This window comes from Agrobacterium tumefaciens, from assembly GCF_013318015.2.
GTDB lineage: Bacteria > Pseudomonadota > Alphaproteobacteria > Rhizobiales > Rhizobiaceae > Agrobacterium > Agrobacterium tumefaciens.
Genome location: NZ_CP115842.1, coordinates 1,738,840 through 1,764,699, shown reverse-complemented (window position 1 = coordinate 1,764,699; position 25,860 = coordinate 1,738,840). Strand labels below are relative to the sequence as shown.

Sequence of the window (25,860 nt, the reverse complement as noted above, 5' to 3'; positions counted from 1 at the left end):
CAATGCGTACTTCCATCGCCACCGTCTCCATCAGCGGCGAATTCCCGGAGAAACTGGCGGCCATTGCCAAGGCCGGCTTCACGGGTGTGGAGATTTTCGAGAACGATTTCCTGACCTACGACGCCTCGCCGCGCGAGGTGAAGGCCCTTGCGGCGGATCATGGGCTGGATATCACGCTTTTCCAGCCGTTCCGCGATTTCGAAGGCATGCCGGAACCGCACCGCGCCCGCGCCTTCGAGCGCGCAGGGCGTAAATTCGACATCATGGGCGAACTCGGGACCGATCTGATGCTGATCTGCTCGAATGTCTCGCCGGTGTCGCTGGGTGGCATAGACCGCGCCGCCGCCGATTTCCATGAGCTTGGCGAACTTGCGGCCAGGCATGGTGTTCGCGTGGGTTACGAGGCCCTGGCCTGGGGCCGGCACATCAGCGATCATCGCGATGCGTGGGAAGTGGTGCGCCGCGCCGATCACCCCAATGTCGGTATCATCCTCGACAGCTTCCACACGCTGTCGCGCAAGATCGATCCCAACTCCATCCGCTCCATTCCCGGCGACAAGATCTTCATCGTGCAATTGGCCGACGCACCGCTGATAGACATGGACCTGTTGTACTGGAGCCGCCATTTCCGCAACATGCCCGGCGAAGGCGATCTGCCGGTGGTGGATTTCATGCGCGCTGTCGCGGCAACCGGTTATAGCGGCCCGCTGTCGCTCGAAATCTTCAACGACCAGTTCCGCGGTGGCTCGGCGCGCCTGCTGGCTGAGGACGGCCATCGTTCGCTCATCAACCTCATGGATCAGGTGCGCCGTCTGGAGCCCGACATCCGCATCGAGGCGCCCGCCATGCCTGAGCGGGTGCAGACGGAAGGCGTGGAGTTTGTCGAGTTCACAACGGCGCCGGAGGAAAAGGCCAATCTGGAAGCGCTGCTCGCCACACTCGGTTTTGATAAAACCGCGAGGCACCGCAATCGCGATGTCGATCTCTATACGCAGGGCGACATTCGCATCGTCATCAATACCGGCGGTACCGGTGAGAGTTTCGCCGGTGCATCCTACTCCATCCACGGCACCAATGCCTATGCATTCGGCCTGAAGGTCGATGATGCGCAGGCAGCGCTTGCGCGTGCGGCAGCGCTGGGCGCGCCGACATTCGCCGAACCGCGCAAATCCGGCGAAGTCGCGGTTCCAGCCATTCAGGGCGTGGGCAATGGCGTCATCTATTTCCTCGACGGGTCCACGGCGCTCGCCTCCATCTGGGACAATGAATTCGCACCGGTAGATGCGACGGCACCGGCAGGCAATACCGGACTGACCCGCATCGACCATCTTGCGCAAACAACGCATTACGATGAAATGCTGACCTGGCTTCTGTTTTACACATCGCTGTTTTCAACGCGCCGCACGCCGATGGTGGATGTGGTCGATCCCGGCGGTCTGGTGCGCAGCCAGGCCATAGAAAGCGTGCCCTCCCCGCGTTTCCGCCTGACCATGAACGGCGCCGACAACCGAAAGACCTTCGCCGGCAAATTTCTGGCGGAAGGTTTCGGCACCAGCATCCAGCACATCGCGTTCGCCACGGACGATATCTTCGCCACCGCCAAGGCTCTGCATGCGCGCGGCTTTCACGCCCTGCCGATCTCGCGCAATTATTATGACGATCTGGAGGCCCGCTTCGGGCTGGAACCGGAATTCTCCGACGCACTCCGGGAAGCAAGCATCCTCTACGACAGGGACGACAACGGCGAATATTTCCAGATCTACAGCCGCACCTTCGGCGAAGGGTTCTTCTTCGAAATCGTCGAAAGGCGCCGTGCCTACGGCGGATATGGCGCGATGAACGCCCCCTTCCGCATCGCTGCGCAGCGGCGTCTTGCGCCACCGATCGGCATGCCGAAGGAATAGGCGCAGACACCAGTCCACTGGTGCTTCAAAAATCCAAACAGGTCGCAGCCAGCAGGAATGCCGCTGCGGCCCCTGTCTTTATTTACGCCAGCGTCACTATCTCATAGTCCCGTGGAATGGCGGAGGTGGCAACAAACCACTTAGATGCGCGCGTGCGCTGCTGATGAAAATCGAAAGCAGCGCGGTCCACAAAAAGCTCTTCCACCCTCCAGATCAGGGGGTCTTCGGTCTGCGATACCTCAAAAGAAATACAGCCCGGCTCCGCTCTGGTCAGGCGAATGTGATCGGGTAGGTGGCTTTCTACAAGTTGGACATCCCGCACCGATGCACAACGCAGGAAGCCGGATAGCCTGACCGCACCCGTTCTATTCGTCATACCCGGTATCCTTTTTCAATGGTCTTCGTCCGGCCTGTATCACGGGCAGCGGCACCCACAACCACTGAAATCGATACATCCTCAATACAGACTAAAAACATCCCTTAATCGGGGTCCGGCCCTTCGGCACACCCGCGCCCAAAATAAATGCACTTGCGTATTTGTAGAGCAGTATACAAAAATTGTTCAACACTCTGGACATGATTGTCCTGTTTTGTTAGCTTTTTTGTAAAACAAGGGGTGGGGAATACAAGTTCATGCGCATCATCGATTCTGAGACTGGCAACAGGCATTTTACCGGCACCGGTGAGGTCGCCCGTAGCACTTCGACCAGGTCGCAATTTCCGTATCGACCGGCAGCAGCCAATCTACATCGCGCCTGAAACGCCATGCGCTTTCTTTTTGACACTCCCATCCTCCGGCACAGCGTTTCATCCCGCGCGCCTGCCCCACGCCCTTGCCCCCTCACTATTTCAGATGGCCGCGCCGGCATTGCCGCGCATGCCAAGCCGGAGACGCTGACATGACTGCCGCAAACCGCAACGCCCTCCTCTCGGTTGAAAACCTGAGCGTTGAGTTCGGCGACAGCCGCGTCGTGGACGATATTTCCTTTGCCGTGGAAGCCGGCAGGACGGTGGCGATCGTCGGCGAATCCGGATCGGGCAAATCGGTCACGTCGCTCTCGACCATGCGTCTTGCGGATATGATGGGCGCGACTTACCCCGCCGGTCGCATCATGTTCGAAGGCAAGGATCTGCTGAAGGCATCGCAGAAGGAAATGCGGTCGATCCGCGGCAAGGAGATCGCCATGATCTTCCAGGAGCCGATGACGTCGCTGAACCCGGTCTTCACCATCGGTGACCAGATCTGCGAAGTGCTTGTCCTGCACGAGAAAATGGGCAAGGCGGCGGCCATGGCCGAGGCAAAAAAGTTGCTCGACATGGTGCGATTGCCGGATGCGGCCGAGCTTCTGCACCGTTATCCGCATCAGCTTTCCGGCGGCATGCGCCAGCGCGTGATGATTGCCATGGCGCTTGCCTGTCGGCCGAAGCTGCTGATCGCCGACGAACCGACGACGGCACTTGATGTCACCATTCAGGCGCAGATCCTCAACATCATGCGCGACCTGCAAAAGAAGCTCGGCATGGGCATGGTCTTCATCACCCATGACATGGGCGTGGTGGCGGAAATGGCCGATGACGTCGTCGTGATGTGGAAAGGCAGGAAGGTTGAGGAAGGCCCGGTCAAGGACATCTTCGCCAATCCGCAGCATCCCTATACGCGGGCGCTGCTTTCCGCCGTTCCGCGCCTCGGCAGCATGACCGGCGAAGAGTTTCCCAAGCGCCTTCCGCTCACCGTCCTGCAGGATGGCCAGCCGGTCGTGGTGGGCGAGGAACGGGTGCAGAACACCGCAAAATACGATGAGAAGCCGCTGCTTTCGGTTCGCGACCTGTTCGTTCGCTTCGATATTCGCAAGAACCTGTTCGGCAAGGCGACGCACCGTTGCAGCGCCGTGCAGAAGGTCAGCTTCGACATCCACGCCGGGGAGACACTGGCGCTGGTCGGTGAATCCGGTTCGGGCAAATCCACCATCGGCCGCACAATCCAGCAGCTGCAATCGGCGGTATCAGGCGAAATATCCTTCAACGGCCGCAGCTATTCTGAGATGTCGGCGGCGGAACGTTTCCGCATGCGGCAGGAAGTGCAATATATCTTCCAGGACCCCTTCGCCTCGCTCGATCCGCGCAAGACGGTAGGCTTCTCGATCGCCGAACCAATCAACACCCACAGCCTGATCAACGATGCCAAGGCGGTGCGCCGCCGGGTGGATGAGCTGCTGGAACGGGTGGGTCTGAGTTCGGAACATGCATCGCGGTATCCGCACGAGTTTTCGGGCGGCCAGCGGCAGCGTGTCTGCATTGCCCGCGCGCTCGCCTCCGATCCTAAGCTCATTATCGCCGACGAAGCGCTGTCGGCGCTCGATGTCTCCATCCAGGCGCAGATCATCAATCTGTTCATGGATTTGCAAGCGGAACGTGGTCTTGCTTACCTGTTCATCAGCCATGACATGGCGGTGGTGGAAAAGATGAGCCACCGCGTCGCGGTGCTTTATCTCGGCCAGATCATGGAAATGGGCAGCCGCCAGCAGGTCTTCGAAACGCCCACGCATGATTATACGCGCCGGCTGCTTTCCGCAGTGCCGGTTGCCGATCCCCTGATCGAGCGCCGCATCGCCATGATCGAGGGCGAAATTCCCAATCCCGTGCGCCGCGTCGGCGATGAGCCCGCCATTCTCGCCCATGAGGAAATCAATCCAGGCCACTTCATCGCGAAGAGTGCCTGAACAATAACCAAAACCGTAACCATCTGAAGAGGAACAGGTAGATGACAAAAATCAAAAAGGGGATGACGGCAACGTTCGTCGCGCTTGCGCTGGCCGGCACGGCCTTCACCGCAGCGCCGGCTTTCGCCGCTGGCAAGATGACCATTTCCAGCCCGCAGGACCCCGGCAGCTGGGATCCGATCGACACCTTCCTGGTGCAATGGGCAGCTGTCGCCACCAACATCTTCGATGGCCTGACCTATCGCGGTCCGGACCTGAAACTTGTGCCCGGCCTTGCCGAATCCTGGGAAGAGCTTGATGAAGGCAAGCGCATCCGCTTCAAGCTGCGCCAGAACGTCAAGTTCCATAATGGCGAGCCCTTCAACGCCGCCGCCGTCAAGTTCACCTTCGAGCGCCTTCTCGGCGAACAGGGTGCCAAGGGCCCGCAGCGCTCCAACTATGTCGCCATCGAAAGCGTCGACGTCATTGACGACTACACCGTCGACATGAAGCTCAAGGCGCCCGATCCGGTGCTTCTGACCAAGCTTGCCGGTTATGGCGGCATGATCGTGCCGCCGAAATACATTCAGGAAAAGGGTGAGGATAATTTCAACCTCAACCCGGTCGGCACCGGCGCGTTCAAATTCGTCTCCTATGCGCCGAAGACCAACATCAAGCTTGAAGCCAACCCGGATTACTGGGGCGGCGCACCAAAGCTCTCCGAACTGGAATTCCGCTTCATCGCCGAGCCGGCGACTGCGGTTGCCGAATTGCAGGCCGGCCGCGTCGATCTCGTCATTCCGCCCACCATCCCGATCGGCATGATCCCGGTCATCGAAGGCGATTCCAAGCTGGAGATCGTCAGCGTTCCAGGCCCGACGGTGGATGCGCTGCGTTTCAACACTCGTGACGGCATCACCGCTGATCCCAAGGTGCGCAAGGCCATCATCATGGCCGTTGATCGCGGCACGATCGTCAAGTCGATCCTTGCCGGTCAGGCCTCGGAAATCGCCAGCTTCCAGAGCGCGCTGTCCTTCGGTTACGACGCCGATCTGAAGCCGCTGCCTTATGATCCGGAAGGCGCAAAGAAGCTGCTCGCGGAAGCCGGCGTCAAGCCGGGTGCGGCACTGCAGATCGATATCAGAGGCAACGATGCGACGATGAACGAAGTCGCGCAGGTCATCTCCAGCTATCTGTCCATGGTCGGCATCACCGCCACCATCAAGCCCTATGAGACCAACGTGCTCCTGAACGACATCATCCCGCAGGGCAAGACCGGCGCCATGTTCCAGCAGAAGTGGGGCGGCTGGACCTTCGATTACGACAACACAGCCTATTCCATGTACCACTCGGGTGAAAAGTGGAATCCTTACGACAAGGACGAGAAGCTGGACAAGCTGCTGGAATCGCAGCGCCCGCTGACTGACCGAGCCGAGCGCGAAAAGATCCTCAAGCAAGTCGGCGCCTATGCCGCCGAGCGCGCGCTGGAAATTCCGCTTTACAACACCAATGCCATTTACGGCATCAACAAGCGGGTCAAGGGTTTCGTGGCACCGCCGGATAACCGCCTGAAGCTGACCGACGTCACCGTCGAATAATCAGGCTTATCCTCCCAAAAAGCGCCTTGCCCGCCATCCCGCGGGCAAGGTCGGGTCTCTCTTCAAGGTAAAAAACGTGGCCGGTTTCCTCATCAAGCGATTGCTGCAGGCGATTTTCGTCGTCATCGCCATCACCCTTCTCGTTTCCTTCGCCATCCGCCTGACGGGCGATCCGGCTGTCACCATGTTCCAGGGCGGCGGCAGCATGACGGAAGACGATCTGGCGCGCATTCGTGCGGCGCTTGGAACCGACCGGCCGTTCTTCGTGCAATATTTCAGCTTCCTGAAAGGCCTGGTTACGCTCGATTTCGGCCGCAGCTTCACCGGCAGCACGCCGGTATCGCGGCTCATCGCCGATGCCCTGCCCGCCACGCTGCTTCTCGCCTTCATCTCCATGGCGGTGTCGATTGCGCTTTCCATTCCGCTCGGCATCAAGGCCGCGACCTCGCGCGGCAAGACGGCCGATCAGGTGATCCGTATCTTCTCGCTCGTCGGCCTGTCCTTCCCCAATTTCTGGCTGGCCACCATGCTGGTGCTGCTTTTCTCCATCACGCTCGGCTGGCTGCCGCCAAGCGGCATGGGCGGCTTTGCAAGCTACATCATGCCATCGGTCACCATGGGCGTTATCCTGACGGCTACCAATGTGCGTCTGGTGCGCACGGCGATGCTCGATACGCTGCGCTCGCAATATGTCATGGTGGCGCGCGCCAAGGGCCTCAGCGAAAACAAGGTGCTTTACAAGCATACGCTGCGTAACTGCGCCATTCCGCTGATTACCTATTTCGGCCTGCAATTCGGCGGACTTCTCGGCGGCATCGTCGTCATCGAGCGCGTCTTCAACTGGCCGGGTCTCGGCACGCTCGCCTTCGATGCGGTGGGCGCGCGCGACTATCCCGTGCTTCAGGCCGTCATCACCGTGCTGTCGCTGATGATCGTCGGCATCAACCTTCTGGTCGATATCGCCTACGGGCTGGTCGATCCGCGCATCCGCACGGAGTAACTGACGATGGCTGCCAAAACCTCGCGCCTGTCGCGCTTCAACAATCTCGAATTCATCCTCGGCGCCCTGCTTACCGTCGTCATCTGCCTTGCCGTTCTTCTTTCCGACGTGCTGTTTCCGGGCGGTGCCGAAAAGATCGACCTGATGGCGCGCCTTGCCAAGCCCTTCACTAGCGCCGCCCATCCGCTCGGCACCGATCCGCTCGGCCGTGACGTACTGGCCCGTGTCGTGGCCGGCGGCAAGATTTCGCTGCTCGTCGGTTTCACCTCGGTCATCGGGGCCGTGGTCTTCGGCGTGATCGTCGGCCTGGTCGCCGGTTATTATCGCGGCTTCTGGGACATGCTGGTCATGCGCTTTGCCGATATCCAGCTCGCCATGCCCTTCATTCTCTTGGCGATCACCTTCATCGCAATTGTTGGCGGCAGCCTCACCAACACCATCATCCTCCTGATCGTCTCGCAATGGGTACAATATGCCCGTCTGGTGCGCGGCTCGGTGCTGACGCTGCGCGAACGGGAATTCATCCTGTCCGCCCGCGCCATTGGCGTGAAGGACTGGCGCATCATCCTCCAGCACCTTCTGCCGAACCTGATCGGCCCGGTCATCGTGCTGATGACGCTCAACGTCGCCAACAACATCCTGCTGGAAAGCAGCCTCACCTTCCTCGGCCTCGGTGTCGATCCGACCATTCCGAGCTGGGGCGGCATGCTGGCGGATGGCCGCACCTATCTGCAGACGGCATGGTGGGTCAGCGTCTTCCCCGGTCTTGCCATCCTTCTGACCGTGCTTGGCCTCAACCTTCTCGGTGACTGGCTGCGCGACAGCCTCGACCCCACCGGCAGAACCTCAAGGTGATCGTGATGAGCCAGATTTTCGACCAGACCTTCAAGCGTACTCTGGATGTGCTTCTCGCCAATGCCGCGCCCGGCCAGTCCTTCGAGGCATGGACGTTCGATGACGCCAAAAGCCGCCGCGAGGCCGAAGAAAGGCTGAAGAAAAAAGGCGTCAGTGCCCGCATCCGCAGCGCCTACAAGCCACTTCTCTTCACCTTTCTGGAAGAGATCAATCTTGGTGGCGTCGATGCCATCGAGGTGCATTACCCGGTGCACGCCAATGCACCCGCCAATCGTTTCCGGCTGGAGGCCTATCCGCTGGCGGCACTAGCCGGCGACGCGAAGATCGATTTTATCGCCCGCGACGACGACGCCCTTCATTATGACGTTACGCTGAGCCGCAACGGCAAGAAGGAAACCCTGAAGGTTCTCGCTCCCAACCGGGTTCATACCGATATCGTCGGCGAAACCAATGTCTCGCCAACCGGCTGGTTCCGTCCGGCCGGTGACGCTACGGGCGAGCGGCTGGAGACGGATTACGAGCAGCTTTTCGAAGCGGCAATCAATGCCGTTGCCAATCACGGCTGGGGCGATGAAGAACCCTATTTCGAGGAATTGAACATCCGCGTCACGCACCCGTCCGAAGACATGGCGCTGCCGGTCGGGGAAGAGGTGGTCAGCCTGCGTGAAGCGCTGCATGAGGATTTCTATTTCTCCCTCCTCGAATTCTTCCAGAAGAAGTCCGGCCGGCCGCTGGGCGACCGCGGCCTGAAACCCGGCCAGATCGTTCCGGAAGTCGTCAAAAGCAACGGCGACGTTTCGGTCCGTATCGAGACCCGTGCACTCACCACCGCTTTCCTGGATGGCGGCGAACAGCGGATCGACGAGGCCCGCGAACCGGTGGCGGCGGGTCAGATCGCGCGTATGCTTGCCGAGATCGACGGCGAGGCGTTCGAGGCCCGCTCGCGGTCGGGCCGCGTTCTTGCCGCCCGTTATGTCGCGGGCAGCGATGCCGCCGTGATGATCAGCGGCGGCCAGCATCCCAATGAAACCACCGGCATCGTTGGCGCCGTCCGCGCCGCCTGCAAACTTGCGGAAAGACAGGGCGCGCATTTCACCATTTCGCCGCTGGAAAACCCCGATGGTTATGCCCTGCACCAGCGGCTGCGCGCCGACAATCCACGCCACATGCACCATGCGGCGCGGTACACGGCGCTCGGCGACGATCTCGAATATCGCACGCGGGAAAATTCGGGCGTCCATCTCAACGAGAAGGCAATCCGTTTCAGCGCGCAGGAGATGAGCGGCGCGAGCCTGCATGTGAACCTGCACGGTTATCCCTCGCACGAATGGACCCGTCCGCTTTCCGGTTATGTGCCGCGCAATTTCGCCATGTGGACCCTGCCGAAGGGTTTCTTCCTCATCATCCGCCACCATGCGGATTGGGAAAAGCAGGCGGAAGCCCTGCTCGACCGGGTTACCCGCCATCTCGGCGCCATTCCGGGCCTGCTGGATTACAACAACCGCCAGATCGCGCTTTATGAGATTCACGCCGGTGAAACCGGTTTCCGCATCATCAACGGTTTCCCGTGCCTGTCGTCCATCGACGACCGCCACACAGTGCCGATGACGCTGATTACCGAATATCCTGATGAGACGATCTACGGCGATGACTTCATCACCGGCCACACGGCGCAGATGGAAACGGTTCTTTCCGCTTACGACGCCTGGCAGGATATTTTCGTCGCGGACGTTGCCTGATTTTGAAGCGCCCCCGATTGGGGGCCTCAGAATGATGACGAAGTCCCGAAGCCCTCGTCCGTCATGCTTGGACTTGTCCGGAGCAGCTGCAACGTCTTGGTCTAGTTGGACGTGATTGGATCCTTGGGGCAATCCAGCGATGACGCCGGGTGTGAGGGAGCTTTGTCATCACCCTCAGTTGCCTTGTACGGCTTACTTCTCAGCCGTGGCGGCAAGCTTCTTTTCCTGCTGCTTCTGCAAAAGCCGCTTGCCCTTGCTCAAAATATGCAGATTGGCGGCATCGAGTTTGTTATATCCGGCCTGAATAATATCGAGATCGGCGACGTGACCGATTGCTGCCAGTTCATGCATCACGTCGCCAACAGCGACATCGACGCTCGGCTTCGGCAGGTGCACAACATCTTCCACCGCGGCGCGCATGCCATCCGCCTCGCCGCCCATGACGTGATACAGCGCCAGCGCCTTGCGGAGAAAAGCTTCGCGGCGCTCGATCTTGTTGTTGAGTATACTGTCGCCAACGCGATTCCGCATAAGATCAACGGCTTTATTCTGGTATTCGCCCATCAAGACACCAAATGAAATTCAAAATATGCTTCGGGAGACTACGGACAATCCCCTTAGAACTGGTTAAGGCACCGGGATTACGCGCATATTATCGTCATTTTCCGGCCCCGTGGCGCAGGGCATTTTTCATAACGGCGACATTTGGAAGCAGCATGCTGAAACGGGACCATTCGTGATGGCTGCAGCGGCTGCGGCAATTGAGAATCGCCAGACTATCCCTATTGTATGATCCAATATCGGGCAGAACCGGATAAGGCGGCGATCCATAACCATCAGGTTATTTATTGCCCCCTTTTTTTCATTTTACTTTGGCCATCGCACTTACCAGTTTGACTGGCTGGATCGGTGGAGGGAGCCACGGATCAATTGGGAGGAAATCATGAAATTACGGATCACCGCCGCAATCGCGGCCATCTGCTTCAGTTCCGTTGCCTATGCCGAGACGATCAAGGTCGGCGTGGTCGGCCCGTTCTCCGGCCCCTTCGCGCTGCAGGGCAAGAACTTCAAGGCCGGCATAGACGCCTGGTTTTCGCTTCACGGCAACAAGGTGGGCAATGACACTGTCGAAGTCGTCTACCGCGATGTGCCGCAGGCCGATCCGGCGCAATCCAAGGCGCTGGCGCAGGAGCTGGTTGTAAAGGAAGGCGTGCAATATCTCGCCGGCTTCTATTTTACGCCCGACGCCATGGCGGTTACGCCGCTTCTGAAACAGGGCAATGTGCCCATGGTCATCATGAATGCGGCCACATCGGCCATCGTTACCAAAAGCCCCTATGTGGTGCGCACCTCGTTCACGACATGGCAGACATCCACGCCGATAGCCAAGGTGGCTTTCGATGGCGGCGTCAAGAAGGTCATTTCGCTGGTCAGCGATTACGGCCCGGGCGTTGACGCGGAGAACGCCTTCAAGGCAGCCTTCACCGCCGCTGGCGGCGAAGTTGTGGAGAGCATTCGCATGCCGCTTTCCACCAATGATTTCAGCCCCATCATGCAGCGCGTGAAGGATTCCGGCGCACAAGGCGTCTTCGCCTTCCTGCCCTCCGGCCCGACGACGCTCGGCTTCGTGAAGGCCTTCAACGACAACGGCCTGAAATCATCAGGCATCAAGCTTTTCGCGCCGGGCGATCTTACACAGGAATCGGATCTGCCGGCCCTTGGCGAAGCAGCACTCGGCATGCAGACTACCTTCCACTATGCCGTCTCCCACGATTCAGCCGAAAACAAGACCTTCGTGGAGGCCGCAACCAAGGCCATTGGCAATCAGAAGGAACTGTCCTTCCCCGCGGTCGGCGCGTTTGACGGCATGTATGTCATCACCAAGATGATCGAGGCGACCGGCGGCAAACAGGATGCGGAAAAGGCTGTCGAGGCGGTGAAGGGCCTTTCCTGGACAAGCCCGCGCGGCCCTGTCAGCATCGATCCGCAGAGCCGCCACATCACGCAGAACATCTATCTGCGCGAAGTCTCCAAGGGCGATGACGGCAATTATTACAACAAGGAAGTCCAGACTTTCGAAAAACAGGGCGATCCGGGCCTTGCCGCCGCCAAGTAAGTATTGAGACGGAAATGACCGGCGCCGCCTTTTGCGGGCGGCTCCGGCACGGGCGCAAACGCATCGGGAGGAGCTTTCGAACATGCAGACGGTCTTCAGCATCCTTGTCGATGCGCTTGCCTATGGCATGGTGCTTTTCATCATCTCCATCGGCCTATCCGTGACAATGGGGCTGATGCGTGTGGTCAATCTCGCCCACGGCGCCTTCGCCATGATCGGCGGGTATCTCGCCTCCTATGCCGCCCATGGCCTCGGCCTTGGTTACGCGGCGGCAATCCTCGTTGCGATTGTCGGCACCATCGTGATCGCCATACCGCTTGAACGGTTTCTCTACCGGCGCATCTACGGCGCACCTGAACTGACGCAGGTGCTGATGACCATCGGCATCACCTTCTGCATCATCGGCATCGCCAATTTCGTGTTCGGGCCAACGCTCAAAACCATTCCGCTGCCGCAGGAACTGGCCGGTCCCACCGATCTCGGGTTTCGCACCATCGCCACCCACCGCATCTTCGCCATCGTCGCTGGCCTCGTGGTGGCGGCGGCACTTTGGTTCACGTTCGAAAAGACCGCCTTCGGCATCAAGCTGCGGGCAGCGGTGGACAATGCGGCCATGGCAGCAGCCCTCGGCGTGCGCACCGAAATCATCTATGCCGTAAGCTTCGCCATCGCCGTCGGCCTTGCGGCCATGGGCGGCGTCATCGGCGCAGAATTGCTGCCGGTCGAACCCTATTATGCGCTGCGCTACATGGTCACCTTCCTGGTGGTCGTATCAGTCGGCGGCGCAGGCTCGATCCCCGGCGCGCTGATCGCCTGTCTGCTGCTTGGCGCCATCGATACGACCGGGCGGTATCTTGCCCCCGAATATGGCGAATTCTTCTTCTATCTGGCGGTCATCGTGATCATCACGCTGTTTCCGCGCGGCCTTCTTGGAAGGGCGAAATGAGATGGCGGTGCTCATGAACGACCTCACTGAAACGGCAAAACCGCCGAAGGCCCGCTCGCCCCTGCGCGCGATTGGCGGTCCGCTGCTCATCATCATCGCCGCCATCGCCGGTTACTTCCTGTTTCCGGATAATCTGGCGCTGTTGACGCGCATCATCGCGATAGCGCTTCTCGTGCTCTCCATCGATCTCGTTACCGGCTATTGCGGCGTGGCGACACTTGGCCATGCGGCCCTTTTCGGTGCTGGCGCCTATGCCGCCGGCATTGCCGCTGCCCACTACGGTATCACGGACCCGCTTCTCATGACCCTCATCGGCGCAGCAGTGGGCGGCATCGCGGGATTGCTGTCCGGCACCATTCTGTTGCGCGCGCACGGCCTGCCGCAACTGGTGCTGTCCATCGCCGTCGTCCATCTTTTCCATGAGGCGGCCAACAAGGCGTCGGACTGGACGGGCGGCAGCGACGGGCTTGCCGGCGTCTCGCCCGATGCGCTGTTCGGCACCTTCGAATTCGATCTTTACGGCCGCACCGCCTATATCTACGGCGTCTGCCTGCTGCTTCTTGTTTTTCTGGCACTTCGCGTCGTCGTCAATTCGCCCTTCGGCATGCTGTGTCGCGGCGTCAAGCAGGACAGCATCCGCATTCAGGCCATGGGCGGTTCGGTCAATGGCACGATTTTGAAGATGTTCGTGATATCAGGCATCGTCGCCGGAATCGGCGGCGCGCTGAACGCCATCTCCACGCAGGTGGTCGGCCTCGACAGCCTCAGCTTCACGCTGTCTGCCGAAGCGCTAGTCATGCTGGTTCTCGGTGGCGCGGGCTCGCTTTATGGCGCGCTGATCGGCACCGTCACCTTCATGTGGTTCGAGGACGTCGTTTCCGCCGCTAACCCGTTCCACTGGCTCACAATCGTCGGCCTGCTTCTGATCGCCGTCGTGCTGTTTGCGCCACGCGGCCTTTATGGCGCGGGCGAACAGATCATCGCGCGCCTGCGGGGAGATCGCAAATGAGCGCTATTTTCGAAGTTTCCGGCCTGCAGAAAAATTTCGGCGGTCTCGTCGTTACCAACAATGTCTCGCTGTCGCTTTCGCCCGGCGATCGCACCGTGCTGATCGGCCCCAACGGCGCCGGCAAGACCACATTCGTCAACCTCGTTACCGGAAACATCAAGCCATCCGCCGGAACCGTGCGGATTGCCGGAGAAGACGTGACGGGGCTCAGCGCCAGTCAGCGTGTGAAGCGCGGACTTGTCCGCTCGTTTCAGGTGACGCGGCTGTTCCAGGACATGACGCCGGAGGAACATGTCGCACTCGCCATTCTGCAAAGGGAAGGCAGAACGGGCCGGATTTTCGGCCGTTACCGCGCCATGCCAACGGTGATGAGCGAGGCGCGCGACATTCTCGGAACGCTTGGCCTGCTTGCCATCGCCGAAACCCGCGTTCGTGAAATCGCCTATGGCCAGCAGCGGCTGATCGAGATCGCGCTTGCCATGGCGCTCAGGCCCAAAATCCTGCTGCTTGATGAACCTGCCGCCGGCGTTCCCTCGACGGAGACGGCGCGTATCGAACAGGCGCTCGATCGCCTGCCCGCCGACCTCGCCATATTGATGATCGAACACGACATGGATCTGGTCTTCCGTTTCGCCAGACGTGTGGTCGTGCTCGCCGCAGGCGCCGTCATATTCGACGGTTCGCCTGGCGAAGTCACCAGCAACGCAGAAGTCCGCCAAGCCTATCTCGGAAGTTACGCCAATGCCCGCAGCGCCGCTTGAAATCGCCAACCTGACCGCCGGTTACGGCCCCACCCGTGTCATCGAGGGTCTGTCGCTCTCCGTTCCCGCCGGTTCGCGTTTCGCGGTGCTCGGGCGTAACGGCGTTGGCAAGACGAGCCTGTTTGCCACGCTTGCCGGGCAGACGAAACGATTTGCCGGTGATATCCATCTCGGCGAGCAGGACATCACCGCCCTGCCGAGTGCTGCCCGCGCCCTCGCCGGTCTCGGTTACGTGCCGCAGACCCGCGATGTCTTTCCGACACTCACAGTCGAAGAAAACCTCTTCGTCGGCCTCAAGGGCCGGCCGAAATCAGCCATCGAGGAAGCCTACACGCTGTTTCCGCGCCTGAAGGAAAGACGCCGCAATCTCGGCTCGCAACTCTCCGGTGGCGAGCAGCAGATGCTTTCCACCGCTCGCACCATCCTCGGCCAGCCGCAGGTGCTGCTTCTCGATGAACCGCTCGAAGGTCTCGCCCCTGTTATCTGCGAGGAACTGATGGCGGCCTTCTCGAAACTCGCGCAATCGGGCGAAATGACCATTCTTCTCATCGAACAGCGCATCCAGATGGCCATCGACTTCGCCGACCACGCCATCATCATGGAACGCGGCCGCATCGTCTGGTCAGGACCGTCCGACGATCTTGCGGCGAACCCGGATATTGTTGATACGCATCTTGGTGTGGGTGGATTGCACTGACCCAAAAGCGTCAATCACCCCCTCTTCATCGTTCCGGCCTCGAGCCGGAATGATGAAAGTTAACCCGATCACACACCGCAACAAACCCCGATCCCGCTTCATGATCCGTTCGTAAAAAACACAATGGAATAAAAATTCCATTGCAGTTAAAGTGCACACGATTTCAATCTGCACAAAGGAACGACAATGACGGCAATCGATGCGCCAGACTCCGTGAAGGCTTTTGAGGAGCGGTTGCTTCAGGTCGCGGAAGGCCTGCCGAAACGATTACGTCAATGTGCGGATTATGTCGCGTCCAATCAGGATCGCATTGCCGTTTCCACCGTCGCCGAAATGGCAGAAGGTGCCGGCGTGCAGCCGTCTGCATTCATGCGCTTTTGCCAGATCATGGGTTTTTCCGGCTTTTCGGAGATGCAGCGCCTGTTTCGCGATTCCTATGTCGGCGGCTGGCCGGATTATGCGACCCGGCTGGACCACCTGCGCGAAAAGGGCGACGAGAGCGCGTCGGGCCTGTTGGCGGAGTTCGTGGAGGCTGGCCGTTCTTCATTGGAAATGCTGCTGAAATCGGTCGATACACGGCAGCTTGACGAGGCGGTCTCGGCGCTGGCACAGGCGCGCACCGTGCATATCATCGGTTTGCGGCGCTCCTTCCCCATTGCCAGTTACCTCGCTTACGCCTTCGAGAAAATGAAGGTACCTGCGGTTTTGCACAGCGCCGTCGGTGGCCTCGGCAACCTCAGCGCCATCTCCCGCGATGACGCGCTGATTGCGATCACCTTCTCCCCCTATTCGGCTGAAACGCTGGAACTGGCGGAAATGGCCCGCGCCAATGGTATTCCGGTCGTCGCCATGTCCGATTCGGCCGTCAATCCGCTGCGCAAGTCCGGCGCGACGCTACTCACGGTAACGGAAATCGATTTTGGCGCATTCCGCTCGCTTTCCGCCACGCTCTGTCTCGCCATTACACTCGCTGTCGCTGTGGGAACGCGCAAAACAGCCTGAATATTTTTATTGAAAACATAAAAAATAGAATTTATGATCCAAATTCATGAAACGGGCATTCCATAATTGTCCGTCTCGTGAATGCACCCGAAGGTGGTGAGACAGAAAGTGGGCGGAGGAGGCCCACTGACATCAGGCTCCCTCAATGCGGGGTCCGAAGGAGGAAGCTTTTGAAAAAACTTGACCTTATCACGATCGGGCGCTCGTCGGTCGACCTTTATGGTTCACAGGTCGGCGGCCGGCTGGAGGACATGGCCTCCTTTGCCAAATATATTGGCGGCTCCCCCACCAATATTGCGGCCGGCGCTGCGCGGCTCGGCCTTGCCAGTGCCGTCATCACCCGCGTTGGTGACGAGCATATGGGCCGCTTCATCCGTGAACAGCTGGTGCGCGAAGGCGTGGACGTACGCGGCGTGAAAACCGACCCGGAGCGGTTGACGGCGCTGGTGCTTCTCGGCATTCGCGACCAGAACCAGTTTCCGCTGATTTTCTATCGCGAGAACTGTGCCGACATGGCGCTCAGCGAAGACGACATCGATCCCGCCTTTATTGCCGAAGCAGGCTGTGTCTGCGCCACCGGCACGCATCTGTCGCATCCGAAGACGGAAGCGGCCGTACTGAAGGCGCTGAAACTTGCCCGCGAAAACGGTGCGAAAACAGCGCTCGACATCGACTATCGACCCAATCTCTGGGGTGTTGCCGGCCATGGCGATGGCGAAAGCCGCTTCGTGGAATCGCAGAAGGTCACCGCCAAGCTGCAATCCACCCTGCATCTCTTCGATCTGATTGTAGGCACGGAAGAAGAATTCCACATTGCCGGCGGCTCGACCGATACGCTGGCCGCACTGAACGCCGTACGCAAGGTGTCGAACGCGACGCTGGTGTGCAAGCGTGGCCCGATGGGTGCTTCGGTTTTCGCCGGCGAAATTCCGGCAAGCCTGGACGATGGCGAGACGGGCGAAGGTTTCCCGATCGAGGTCTTCAATGTTCTCGGCGCGGGCGATGGTTTCATGGCCGGGCTTTTCCGTGGCTGGCTGCGCGGCGAGGACTGGCCGACAACGCTGAAATACGCCAATGCCTGTGGCGCCTTTGCCGTTTCCCGCCACGGCTGCACGCCCGCCTATCCGAGTTGGGAAGAGCTGCAATATTTCTTCAAGGCCGGCATCCGCAACAAGGCGCTGCGCAAGGACGAGGCGCTGGAACAGGTGCATTGGTCAACCAATCGCAAGGGCGAATGGGACACAATGCGCGTCTTCGCCTTCGACCATCGCATGCAACTGGAAGCGATCGCCGACGAACTCGGCATTAAACATGAGCGCATCGGCGCCTTCAAGAAGCTCTGCCTCGAGGCCGCGCAAACGGTCGCCGGTGGCAAGGCGGGTTACGGCATTCTCTGCGATGGCCGCCTCGGACGCGATGCGCTTTTCGCAGCCAGCGGCTCCGGTCTGTGGATCGGCAGGCCGGTGGAATGGCCGGGTTCGCGCCCGCTGACGCTGGAACCGGAACTCGGCAAGGATTTCGGCGGGCTTTCCGAATGGCCGCTGGAAAATGTCGTCAAGGTTCTGTGCTTCTATCACCCGGATGATACCGACGAAATGCGCGCCGCGCAGGAGGAGACGGTGATGCGTCTGTTCCAGGCGACACGCCGCAACCGGTTGGAAATGCTGCTCGAGGTCATTCCCTCCAAGGTCGGCCCGACCGACGATCTGACCGCCGCGCGCATCATCGAACGCTTCTACGAGATCGGCGTTTATCCCGACTGGTGGAAACTGGAGCCGATGAAAACCAGAGCCGCCTGGAAAAATGCCTGCGACGCCGTGCATCGCAACGATCCTTACGTGCGCGGCATCGTCGTTCTTGGTCTCGACGCACCGCAAAGCGAGCTGGAGGAGAGCTTCCGCCTTGCCGCCGGTTTCGATCTGGTCAAAGGTTTCGCGGTTGGCCGCACGATTTTCGCCGACGCCGCGCGGGGTTGGCTCGGTGGCAAGATCACCGATGAGGAAGCGGTGAAGGACATGGCGCAGCGCTATACCAGCCTGTGCCGCATATGGGATGAGGCGCGCGCCAAAAAGGGAGAGGCAGCGTGAAGACAATCAGATTGACGGCTGCGCAGGCTATGGTTCGTTACCTCGCCGCGCAGATGAATGAGCATGGCGAGACCTATATTGCCGGTGTCTGGGCCATCTTCGGCCATGGCAATGTCGCCGGCATCGGCGAGGCGCTTTATGGCATTCGCGAGAAACTGCCGACCTATCGCGGCCAGAACGAGCAATCCATGGCGCATGCGGCGATTGCCTATTCCAAGCAGCTGCGTCGCCGGCGGGCAATGGCGGTCACCTCCTCCATCGGCCCCGGTGCTGCCAACATGGTAACAGCGGCAGCGCTCGCCCATGTCAACCGCCTGCCGGTTCTTCTCATCCCCGGCGATGTCTTCGCCAATCGCGGTCCCGACCCCGTGCTCCAGCAGCTGGAGGATTTCGGCGACGGCACGATGACGGTGAATGAGTGCTTCCGCCCAGTTAGCCGTTATTTCGACCGTATCATGCGCCCGGAACAATTGCTGACCGCCCTTCCCCGCGCCATGCGCACCATGACGGACCCGGCCGATTGCGGCCCGGTAACGCTGGCTTTCTGCCAGGACGTGCAGGCGGAAGCTTACGATTATCCCGTCAGCTTCTTTGAAAAGCGCGTCTGGCGGCAACGCCGCCCGGAACCGGATGTGGTGGAATTCGAAGAGGCCGTCGCCGCGCTGAAGGCTGCGAAGAACCCCGTCATCGTTGCCGGCGGCGGTGTGCATTTTTCCGGCGCCACCGAAACGCTGAAGCGTTTTGCGGAAACCCATTCCATCCCGGTCGTCGAAACCCAGGCCGGCAAATCGGCACTGGCGTGGGATCACGATCTCAATTTCGGCCCGGTCGGCGTCACGGGTGCCGAAAGCGCCAATATCATAAGCGAGAAAGCCGATCTGGTGTTCGGCGTCGGCACCCGCTTTCAGGACTTTACCACCGGTTCCTGGGCGCTGTTCAAGAACCCTGACCGCAAGATCCTCGCCCTCAACGTGCAGCCCTATGACAGCGCCAAGCATGATGCGATCAGCCTGACGGCGGATGCGAAGATCGGTCTCGAAAAACTGTCGGCCGCCCTTGGCAGCCACCGCTTCACGGCACCGGATGCCAAGCTCAAGGCGGCATGGTTCGAGAAGGCCGATGCCGATACGGCAGCACCGGGTGAGGACAATGCCAACAGCCTGCCCACCGACATGCAGGTGATCGGCGCCGTACAGCGCCAGTCACGCGACAATACCGTCGTCATGTGCGCGGCGGGCACCATGCCGGGTGAGCTGCACCAGTTGTGGAAATCCAAGCTGCCGCTTTCCTATCACATGGAATACGGCTTCTCCTGCATGGGCTATGAGGTTGCCGGCGGCCTCGGCATCAAGATGGCGGAACCGGACCGGGACGTGATCGTCATGGTCGGCGACGGCTCCTACATGATGATGAATTCCGAGCTTGCGACATCGGTTGCCATGGGCGTCAAGATCACCCTCGTCATCACCGATAACAGGGGTTACGGCTGCATCAACCGGCTGCAAATGGAAACCGGCGGCGCGGAGTTCAACAACCTTTACGCCCACACCAACGTCAACCCCATCGCCATCGACTTCGTCGCCCATGCCGGCTCTATGGGCGCGGATGCGCGCAAGGTTTCCACCATCGCCGAGCTGGAAGCGGCGCTTGCGGCCGCTCGCGAATCCAGCCGCACGACTGTCATCGTCATCGATACCGACCCCTATCCGACCCCGCAGGCCGGTGGCCACTGGTGGGATGTGGCGGTACCCGAAGTTTCCGACCGGGCCGAAATCGGACCGGCGCGCGCGCGCTACGAAAACCATATCAAGGAAAGACAGTAAGATGATCCGTTACGGAACCAACCCGATTGCCTGGTCCAACGACGACGACCGCACGCTGGGCGCCCATATCAGCCTTGAACAATGCCTCGACGAAACCGCCAAGATCGGCTTCGACGGCATCGAGAAGGGCCACAAGTTCCCGACTGACCCGGAAGGCCTGAAGGGTGTGCTTGCGCCGCGTAGCCTTTCCTTCGTCTCCGGCTGGCATTCGCTGAACCTTCTGACCGACAGCATCGAATCCGAAAAGAAGGCCATGCAGCCGGCGCTCGATCTGCTGAAAGCCATGGGCTCGAAAGTCATCATCGTCTGCGAGACCTCGAACGCCATTCACGGTGCCGACGACACGGCGCTGGTTGACCGTCCTCGCCTTGCGGCCGAGGACTGGGCGAAGTTCGGCGCGGGTGTGGAGGCGCTGGCGGCCTATGCTGCCGAACAGGGCATCACCCTCGTCTACCATCACCACATGGGAACCGTGGTCGAGAGCGAAGACGAAATCGATCTTCTGATGAAGCATACCGGGCCGAAGACCCATCTGCTGCTCGATACCGGCCATTGCCTGTTCGGCGGCGGAGATCCCGTGCGCGTCGCGCAGAAATACATGCACCGCGTCGGCCATATCCACGCCAAGAACGTGCGGCCGGTGATTGCCGATCAGGTTCGGAACGAGCGGCTTTCCTTCCTCGAAGGCGTTCGCCGCGGTGTGTTCACCGTGCCGGGTGACAGCGAGGGCGGCGTGAACTTCCCGCCGGTTCTGAAAATTGCCGCCGAGCACAATTACAGCGGATGGCTGGTCATCGAGGCCGAACAGGACCCGGATGTGCGCAACCCCTTCGAATATCAGAGCCTCGGCCTGAAATCGCTGAAGGCTTTTGCGCGTGAGGCCGGACTGGACAAGGCTCAGGCGGCTTGAGGCCCTTTACTCCCTCATCCCTGTGACAAGCACAGGGATGAGGGAAACGCGGGAATAGCCGCCCGAAAAATTGAACGACTGACCAAAAAGGAACACCAACATGACCTCACTTCTGCGCAAGCCGGTCGCGACAAGCGGCAAGGTGCACGACATCACGCCCCAAAGCGCGGATTGGGGTTATGTCGGTTTCGGCCTTTATCGTCTGAAGCCCGGTGAAACCGCAGCCGAGAAGACTGGCGATACGGAAGTCATTCTGGTGCTTGTCGAAGGCAAGGCGAAGATTTCCGCCGGGGGCAAGGAGTTCGGTGAACTCGGCGACCGCATGAACGTGTTCGAGCGCAAGCCGCCGCACTGCGTTTATGTCCCCGCCGGCTCCGAATGGTCGCTGACGGCCACGACGGATTGCACCGTCGGTGTCTGCACCGCACCGGGTGAAAAAGGTAGCCGCGAAGCGCAACAGATCGGTCCCGATGGCGTGCAACTGACCGAGCGCGGCAAAGGCGCCAATACGCGCTACATTTTCCCCATCGCCATGGAAGAACGCGATGTCGCCGATAGTCTCCTGGTGACGGAAGTGTTCACCCCGTCGGGCAACTGGTCGTCCTATCCGCCGCACCGGCATGACGAAGACAATTACCCCGATATGACCTATCTGGAAGAGACGTATTATCACCGGCTCAACCCGGCGCAGGGTTTCGGTTTCCAGCGCGTTTTCACCGAGGATGGATCGCTGGACGAGACCATGGCTGTGGCGGACGGCGATGTCGTGCTGGTTCCCAAGGGACACCACCCCTGCGGCGCGCCTTATGGCTACGAGATGTATTATCTGAACGTGATGGCCGGGCCGATGCGCAAATGGCGCTTCAAGAACCACCCCGATCACGACTGGATTTTCAAGCGCGACAATCCCTGAGGCATGCCAGCGTCCACGGCACCCTCCTCATCCCTGTGCCTGTCACAGGAATGAGGGGCGAGGAAGGTCCGCGTCGCGATTGCCGTAGAGAAAAAAGCAATCGAACGTATTGATTTCATCGTAATGATTTAGGGGAGAAGAGACCATGGCCGCTCTTGGCGTTGGCCTTATTGGCACGGGTTACATGGGCAAGTGCCACGCTTTGGCGTGGAACAACGTCACCAGCGTTTTCGGCGATGTGGAGCGTCCACGACTGGTCACACTGGCAGAGGTCAATCCCGAGCTTGCGGCGAAGAAAGCTGCCGAGTTCGGTTTCGCCCGCTCGACCGGCGACTGGCGCGATCTGCTTGCCGACCCTGAAATCGATGTGATCTCGGTCACCACACCCAATGCCTTTCACCCCGAAATGGCGATTGCCGCCCTTGATGCCGGCAAACACGTCTGGTGCGAAAAGCCGATGGCGCCTGCCTTCACGGATGCCGTGAAGATGCGCGATGCGGCCCGCCGTTCGGGCAAGGCGGCGGCCATGGGCTACAACTACATCCAGAACCCTGTCATCCGCCATATGCGCCGCCTTATCGACGAAGGCGCGATCGGCAATGTCTACCATGTACGTGCGGAAATGGATGAGGACTTCATGGCGGATGCCACCCAGCCCTTCTACTGGAAGAGTGAAGCCTCCTCCGGCTATGGCGCGCTGGATGATTTCGCTGTTCATCCGCTGTCACTTCTGTTTTCCCTTTTCGGCCATGCCGAAAGCGCGATCACCGATATGGTGAAGCCTTACGAGACGCGGCCGCTAAGTGGCGGCGGCGAGCGCGCTGTGGAAACGCATGATCTTGCCAGCGTGCTTCTGAAGCTCGAAGGCGGCATTTCGGCGGTGCTGATCGCCAACCGCTCGGCCTGGGGTCGCAAGGGCCGTATCGCCATCCAGATTTACGGCTCCACCGGCTCGATCCTTTTCGACCAGGAGCGGATGAACGAATTCCAGCTCTACACCACGGACGGGCGCCCGGAGGAGCAGGGTTTCAGAACCGTTCTCGCCGCCCCTCGCCACAAGCCGTATGACCGCTTCATCCCCGCCCCCGGCCACGGGCTCGGCTTCAACGATCTGAAGGTGATCGAGTGCCGGGAACTGATCGCGGCCATCGAGGGCAAGACGGCGCATATCATCGACTTCGAGGAAGGCCTGAAGATCGAGCGCAGCATTCATGCCATGGCCCGGTCCTTCGCCGAGGGACGATGGGTCGCGACGAGTGAGATTGCGGAATAGGCGGAGGCGGGGTTAGCGCGGAACTTTGCCTCTTTCGTCATGCCCGGGCCTGTCCCGAGCATCTGCAACCGATTGATTTAACGCTACGTGGTTGGATCCTCGGGACAAGCCCGAGGATGACGGCGGAGAGGTGTTATCCCTTAACCGGCGTTTCCGGCACCGGCGTCAGCACCTTGCCATCCCTAAACCAGCCGAGAATATTGTCGGCCACCAGATCGGCCATCGCGTTGCGCGTCGGGATGGACGCAGAGGCGACGTGCGGCAGCAGGGAAACGTTCGGCAGTGACAGGAATGCTTCCGGCACCTTCGGTTCGGCGTAGAACACATCGAGACCGGCAGCACCCACCGCACCGCTCTTGAGGGCCTGCAAAAGCGCATCCTCATCGACGCTGGAGCCGCGTCCGACATTGATGAACACGCCCTGCGGACCAAGTGCCGAGAGGATTTCCGCGTTGATCGCCTTGTGCGTTTCAGGGGTGCCGGGCACGATGCAGATCAGCGTGTCGACAGCCTGCGCCATCTCCTTTAGCGAACCGTAATAGGTATAGGGCAGGCCATCGCGCTTGCTGCGGGTATGATAGCCGATCTCCACCTTGAATGGCTCCAGCCGCTTGGCGATTTCCTGGCCAATGCGGCCCATACCGAACAGGCCGACCTTGCGGCCGCGCAGGGAAAACGGCGAAAGCGCGAAGGGCCCTTCGCCAACCCATTTACCCTCACGCAGCCAGGTTTCGGCCTGATAGAGACGGCGAACCGTGTTGATCAGCAGCGCAATCGTCGTGTCCGCAACTTCGTCGTTCAGCACGTCGGGCGTATTGGTCACCACGATACCGCGCGTGGCGGCATGTTTGGCATCAACGCCATCATAACCGACGCCGAAATTGGCGATGATCTCGAGTTTCGGCAGCGCATCGATCCATTTGGCGTTGACGACGCCTGAAACGGCGATGGCATTAATGCGCTCAGCCGCACCATCAGGCAGAACCGGCTCAGCACCGGCGGGCACTGTCACGATCTCGACTTTGCCTTCGAGGCGTTCGAGCACGCGCGGGTTGATCTTGCCGGGAACGAGAACGACGGCTTGTCTGTCAGACATGGGTGGATATTCCTCCTGATTGCATTCCGATATCGTCAGAGCGGATTCATGGGCGAACCACTCGCCATCCCGCTCTTCTGGGCCGCGATCTTTTCAAACAACGGCGGCCGTGAAAAGGGCAATAAGGGGAAGCTATGGGGGCAGACGGAAGTTTCATGCCGTTTTTTTACGCGCCCGCCTCCGTCATGCCGCACTTGAGGCGCGCGTCGGCGGGGCGCAAAGAGTCTTTCCAGCTCAAGGGCTTGAGCTGGCTGGCTTTAGGCTGAAGGCCGGAATGACGAAAGAGAGGGAAACGCTGCTCAAACCCTCGGACGCACCGGCCCTGTCGACTGGCGGATGCGCATTTCCGGCTTGATGAGGTGCACGCCATCCGGCTCGTGGCTGCCCGCCAGCCTATCCAGAAGCGCGCGCGCCGCAAGGCGCCCCACCTCGGCCTGTCCATTGGACACCGTGGTCAGCGCCGGCGTGGCGATGGCCGCCTCCTCCAGATCGTCGTAACCCGTCACGGAAATATCCACGCCCGCCACCAGTCCGGCGCGCGAAATGCCGTTCATCAGGCCGATGGCGACCAGATCGTTCCAGCAGACGGCAGCGGTGGGCTTCTGCGGCAGCGACAGGAAATGCACTGCGGCCTCGAAACCGCCCTGCTTGGAGCGTGGGCCGGGAATACGCAGGTTCGGATCGACCTCGATTCCCGCCTTGCGCAGCGCGTTGACATAACCCTGATAACGATCGCGGCCGGTCGAGGTCTGGTCGGTACCACCAACCATGGCGATGGTGCGATGGCCAAGACTGATCAGATGATTGGTCGCAAGCGAAATGCCATAGCTGTCGTCGCCGCGATAGGTCGGCATGTCGACGCCCTCGAGCGAGCGGGCCACCAGAATGGCGGGCATGCCGTTTTCCTCAGCCAGCGTCATGTCCTCGATCGGCGTGCCGATGGCGGGCGACATGATGATACCATCAGAACCAAGTTGCAGCAGCGTTTCGATGAAGGTGCGCTGTTTTTCAACCGAATCATAATGGTTGGACAGAATGAAAGTCTGGCGGCTGCGATCCAGCTCGGTTTCGATGGCCTTGAGAATTTCCCCATAAAACGGGTTCATCACATCGTGGAACACCACGCCGATAATGCCGGAGCGCGAAGTGCGCAGGCTGGCGGCCCGGCGGTTGTAGATGTAACCGAGCGCCCGGGCCTGTTCCTTGATCTTGTCGCGAGTGTCAGAGGCGACCAGCGGACTGTCGCGCAATGCAAGGGAGATGGTGGCAGTCGATAGACCGAGGCTTTCGGCGATCGTCGACAGTTTGATCTTTTGTGCCACGGCATTTCTCCCCAAACCCATGTCATTGACAGACGTTTCTGTTTAAATCGCAATTAAACAATTTAAACAAAATCCGCAACCGGTTTAAGGAATATCAACAAAAAGACAGT

General features: G+C 60.2%; 21 protein-coding genes. 17 read left to right on the top strand and 4 right to left on the bottom strand.

The genetic code is table 11. The features are described 5' to 3' along the window. The first annotated feature begins 2 nt into the window (after positions 1–2). Positions 3–1,904, top strand: coding sequence for a bifunctional sugar phosphate isomerase/epimerase/4-hydroxyphenylpyruvate dioxygenase family protein (locus G6L97_RS21475; protein ID WP_174003867.1), 1,902 nt, complete (start codon positions 3–5; stop codon positions 1,902–1,904). A gap of 82 nt (positions 1,905–1,986) precedes the next feature. Here the strand turns inward: G6L97_RS21475 and G6L97_RS21470 are convergent, their stop codons facing one another. Next, the gene (locus G6L97_RS21470) at positions 1,987–2,280 is read right to left on the bottom strand and encodes a putative quinol monooxygenase (protein WP_174003693.1); all 294 of its coding nucleotides are present in this window, start codon (positions 2,278–2,280) and stop codon (positions 1,987–1,989) included. Between the two features lie 523 nt (positions 2,281–2,803). Between G6L97_RS21470 and G6L97_RS21465 the strand changes: the two genes are divergently transcribed. The 5 genes from G6L97_RS21465 to G6L97_RS21445 all read left to right on the top strand — a co-directional run bounded on the left by G6L97_RS21465 (position 2,804) and on the right by G6L97_RS21445 (position 9,795). Then, on the top strand, positions 2,804–4,624 hold the full coding sequence (locus G6L97_RS21465) for an ABC transporter ATP-binding protein (protein WP_060642658.1): 1,821 nt from the start codon (positions 2,804–2,806) through the stop codon (positions 4,622–4,624). A gap of 41 nt (positions 4,625–4,665) precedes the next feature. After that, entirely contained in the window at positions 4,666–6,201 is a 1,536-nt protein-coding gene (locus tag G6L97_RS21460; RefSeq protein WP_004431003.1) for an ABC transporter substrate-binding protein, read from the top strand. Between the two features lie 76 nt (positions 6,202–6,277). Continuing rightward, positions 6,278–7,201: an ABC transporter permease gene (locus G6L97_RS21455; RefSeq protein WP_174003691.1), complete on the top strand. Its 924-nt coding sequence runs from the start codon at positions 6,278–6,280 to the stop codon at positions 7,199–7,201. Positions 7,202–7,207: 6 nt separating this feature from the next. Next, entirely contained in the window at positions 7,208–8,056 is an 849-nt protein-coding gene (locus tag G6L97_RS21450; RefSeq protein ID WP_004430999.1) for an ABC transporter permease, read from the top strand. A 5-nt stretch (positions 8,057–8,061) separates the two neighbouring features. Further along, entirely contained in the window at positions 8,062–9,795 is a 1,734-nt protein-coding gene (locus G6L97_RS21445; RefSeq protein ID WP_060642793.1) for a M14 family metallopeptidase, read from the top strand. Positions 9,796–9,987: 192 nt separating this feature from the next. On the opposite strand, the gene G6L97_RS21440 is transcribed toward G6L97_RS21445, so the two are convergent. Beyond that, the gene (locus G6L97_RS21440) at positions 9,988–10,359 is read right to left on the bottom strand and encodes a hypothetical protein (RefSeq protein WP_019566989.1); all 372 of its coding nucleotides are present in this window, start codon (positions 10,357–10,359) and stop codon (positions 9,988–9,990) included. A 379-nt stretch (positions 10,360–10,738) separates the two neighbouring features. Between G6L97_RS21440 and G6L97_RS21435 the strand changes: the two genes are divergently transcribed. The 11 genes from G6L97_RS21435 to G6L97_RS21385 all read left to right on the top strand — a co-directional run bounded on the left by G6L97_RS21435 (position 10,739) and on the right by G6L97_RS21385 (position 23,332). Beyond that, entirely contained in the window at positions 10,739–11,911 is a 1,173-nt protein-coding gene (locus tag G6L97_RS21435) for an ABC transporter substrate-binding protein (RefSeq protein WP_025595026.1), read from the top strand. Positions 11,912–11,993: 82 nt separating this feature from the next. Next, a complete protein-coding gene (locus G6L97_RS21430; protein WP_013762353.1) occupies positions 11,994–12,857 on the top strand; it encodes a branched-chain amino acid ABC transporter permease in 864 nt (287 codons plus the stop codon). Position 12,858: 1 nt separating this feature from the next. Next, positions 12,859–13,866 carry a branched-chain amino acid ABC transporter permease gene (locus G6L97_RS21425; protein WP_025595027.1) on the top strand — a complete coding sequence of 336 codons (1,008 nt, stop codon included), beginning with the start codon at positions 12,859–12,861 and terminating at the stop codon, positions 13,864–13,866. Continuing rightward, positions 13,863–14,627 (top strand): ABC transporter ATP-binding protein, encoded by a 765-nt coding sequence (locus G6L97_RS21420; RefSeq protein WP_013762351.1) that lies wholly within the window; start codon positions 13,863–13,865, stop codon positions 14,625–14,627. The genes G6L97_RS21425 and G6L97_RS21420 overlap by 4 nt, the downstream gene beginning before the upstream one ends. Next, entirely contained in the window at positions 14,608–15,324 is a 717-nt protein-coding gene (locus G6L97_RS21415) for an ABC transporter ATP-binding protein (protein WP_013762350.1), read from the top strand. Before G6L97_RS21420 ends, G6L97_RS21415 begins: the two co-directional genes overlap by 20 nt. Positions 15,325–15,510: 186 nt before the next feature. Beyond that, positions 15,511–16,326 (top strand): MurR/RpiR family transcriptional regulator, encoded by an 816-nt coding sequence (locus G6L97_RS21410; protein ID WP_004430982.1) that lies wholly within the window; start codon positions 15,511–15,513, stop codon positions 16,324–16,326. Between the two features lie 170 nt (positions 16,327–16,496). Then, on the top strand, positions 16,497–18,413 hold the full coding sequence (locus G6L97_RS21405; protein WP_019566984.1) for a bifunctional 5-dehydro-2-deoxygluconokinase/5-dehydro-2-deoxyphosphogluconate aldolase: 1,917 nt from the start codon (positions 16,497–16,499) through the stop codon (positions 18,411–18,413). Further along, the gene (iolD, locus tag G6L97_RS21400) at positions 18,410–20,236 is read left to right on the top strand and encodes a 3D-(3,5/4)-trihydroxycyclohexane-1,2-dione acylhydrolase (decyclizing) (protein WP_174003689.1); all 1,827 of its coding nucleotides are present in this window, start codon (positions 18,410–18,412) and stop codon (positions 20,234–20,236) included. The genes G6L97_RS21405 and iolD overlap by 4 nt, the downstream gene beginning before the upstream one ends. 1 nt (position 20,237) lies before the next feature. Next, the gene (iolE, locus tag G6L97_RS21395; RefSeq protein ID WP_038495044.1) at positions 20,238–21,146 is read left to right on the top strand and encodes a myo-inosose-2 dehydratase; all 909 of its coding nucleotides are present in this window, start codon (positions 20,238–20,240) and stop codon (positions 21,144–21,146) included. 100 nt (positions 21,147–21,246) lie between these two features. Further along, on the top strand, positions 21,247–22,059 hold the full coding sequence (gene iolB, locus G6L97_RS21390) for a 5-deoxy-glucuronate isomerase (protein WP_013762346.1): 813 nt from the start codon (positions 21,247–21,249) through the stop codon (positions 22,057–22,059). A 145-nt stretch (positions 22,060–22,204) separates the two neighbouring features. Further along, the gene (locus G6L97_RS21385; protein ID WP_174003687.1) at positions 22,205–23,332 is read left to right on the top strand and encodes a Gfo/Idh/MocA family protein; all 1,128 of its coding nucleotides are present in this window, start codon (positions 22,205–22,207) and stop codon (positions 23,330–23,332) included. A 133-nt stretch (positions 23,333–23,465) separates the two neighbouring features. On the opposite strand, the gene G6L97_RS21380 is transcribed toward G6L97_RS21385, so the two are convergent. Together G6L97_RS21380 and G6L97_RS21375 are read right to left on the bottom strand one after the other, a co-directional pair. Next, positions 23,466–24,428 (bottom strand): 2-hydroxyacid dehydrogenase, encoded by a 963-nt coding sequence (locus G6L97_RS21380; protein ID WP_013762344.1) that lies wholly within the window; start codon positions 24,426–24,428, stop codon positions 23,466–23,468. Positions 24,429–24,727: 299 nt separating this feature from the next. After that, entirely contained in the window at positions 24,728–25,750 is a 1,023-nt protein-coding gene (locus G6L97_RS21375; protein WP_004430963.1) for a LacI family DNA-binding transcriptional regulator, read from the bottom strand. Positions 25,751–25,860: the final 110 nt, after the last annotated feature.

Excerpts from the sequence above, each read along its gene's own strand:
- G6L97_RS21475 (WP_174003867.1), top strand. The coding sequence starts at position 3 with ATGCGTACTTCCATCGCCACCGTCTCCATCAGCGGCGAATTCCCGGAG.
- G6L97_RS21470 (WP_174003693.1), bottom strand. The coding sequence starts at position 2,280 with ATGACGAATAGAACGGGTGCGGTCAGGCTATCCGGCTTCCTGCGTTGT.
- G6L97_RS21465 (WP_060642658.1), top strand. The coding sequence starts at position 2,804 with ATGACTGCCGCAAACCGCAACGCCCTCCTCTCGGTTGAAAACCTGAGC.
- G6L97_RS21460 (WP_004431003.1), top strand. The coding sequence starts at position 4,666 with ATGACAAAAATCAAAAAGGGGATGACGGCAACGTTCGTCGCGCTTGCG.
- G6L97_RS21450 (WP_004430999.1), top strand. The coding sequence starts at position 7,208 with ATGGCTGCCAAAACCTCGCGCCTGTCGCGCTTCAACAATCTCGAATTC.
- G6L97_RS21445 (WP_060642793.1), top strand. The coding sequence starts at position 8,062 with ATGAGCCAGATTTTCGACCAGACCTTCAAGCGTACTCTGGATGTGCTT.
- G6L97_RS21440 (WP_019566989.1), bottom strand. The coding sequence starts at position 10,359 with ATGGGCGAATACCAGAATAAAGCCGTTGATCTTATGCGGAATCGCGTT.
- G6L97_RS21435 (WP_025595026.1), top strand. The coding sequence starts at position 10,739 with ATGAAATTACGGATCACCGCCGCAATCGCGGCCATCTGCTTCAGTTCC.
- G6L97_RS21430 (WP_013762353.1), top strand. The coding sequence starts at position 11,994 with ATGCAGACGGTCTTCAGCATCCTTGTCGATGCGCTTGCCTATGGCATG.
- G6L97_RS21425 (WP_025595027.1), top strand. The coding sequence starts at position 12,859 with ATGGCGGTGCTCATGAACGACCTCACTGAAACGGCAAAACCGCCGAAG.
- G6L97_RS21420 (WP_013762351.1), top strand. The coding sequence starts at position 13,863 with ATGAGCGCTATTTTCGAAGTTTCCGGCCTGCAGAAAAATTTCGGCGGT.
- G6L97_RS21415 (WP_013762350.1), top strand. The coding sequence starts at position 14,608 with ATGCCCGCAGCGCCGCTTGAAATCGCCAACCTGACCGCCGGTTACGGC.
- G6L97_RS21410 (WP_004430982.1), top strand. The coding sequence starts at position 15,511 with ATGACGGCAATCGATGCGCCAGACTCCGTGAAGGCTTTTGAGGAGCGG.
- iolE (WP_038495044.1), top strand. The coding sequence starts at position 20,238 with ATGATCCGTTACGGAACCAACCCGATTGCCTGGTCCAACGACGACGAC.
- iolB (WP_013762346.1), top strand. The coding sequence starts at position 21,247 with ATGACCTCACTTCTGCGCAAGCCGGTCGCGACAAGCGGCAAGGTGCAC.
- G6L97_RS21385 (WP_174003687.1), top strand. The coding sequence starts at position 22,205 with ATGGCCGCTCTTGGCGTTGGCCTTATTGGCACGGGTTACATGGGCAAG.
- G6L97_RS21380 (WP_013762344.1), bottom strand. The coding sequence starts at position 24,428 with ATGTCTGACAGACAAGCCGTCGTTCTCGTTCCCGGCAAGATCAACCCG.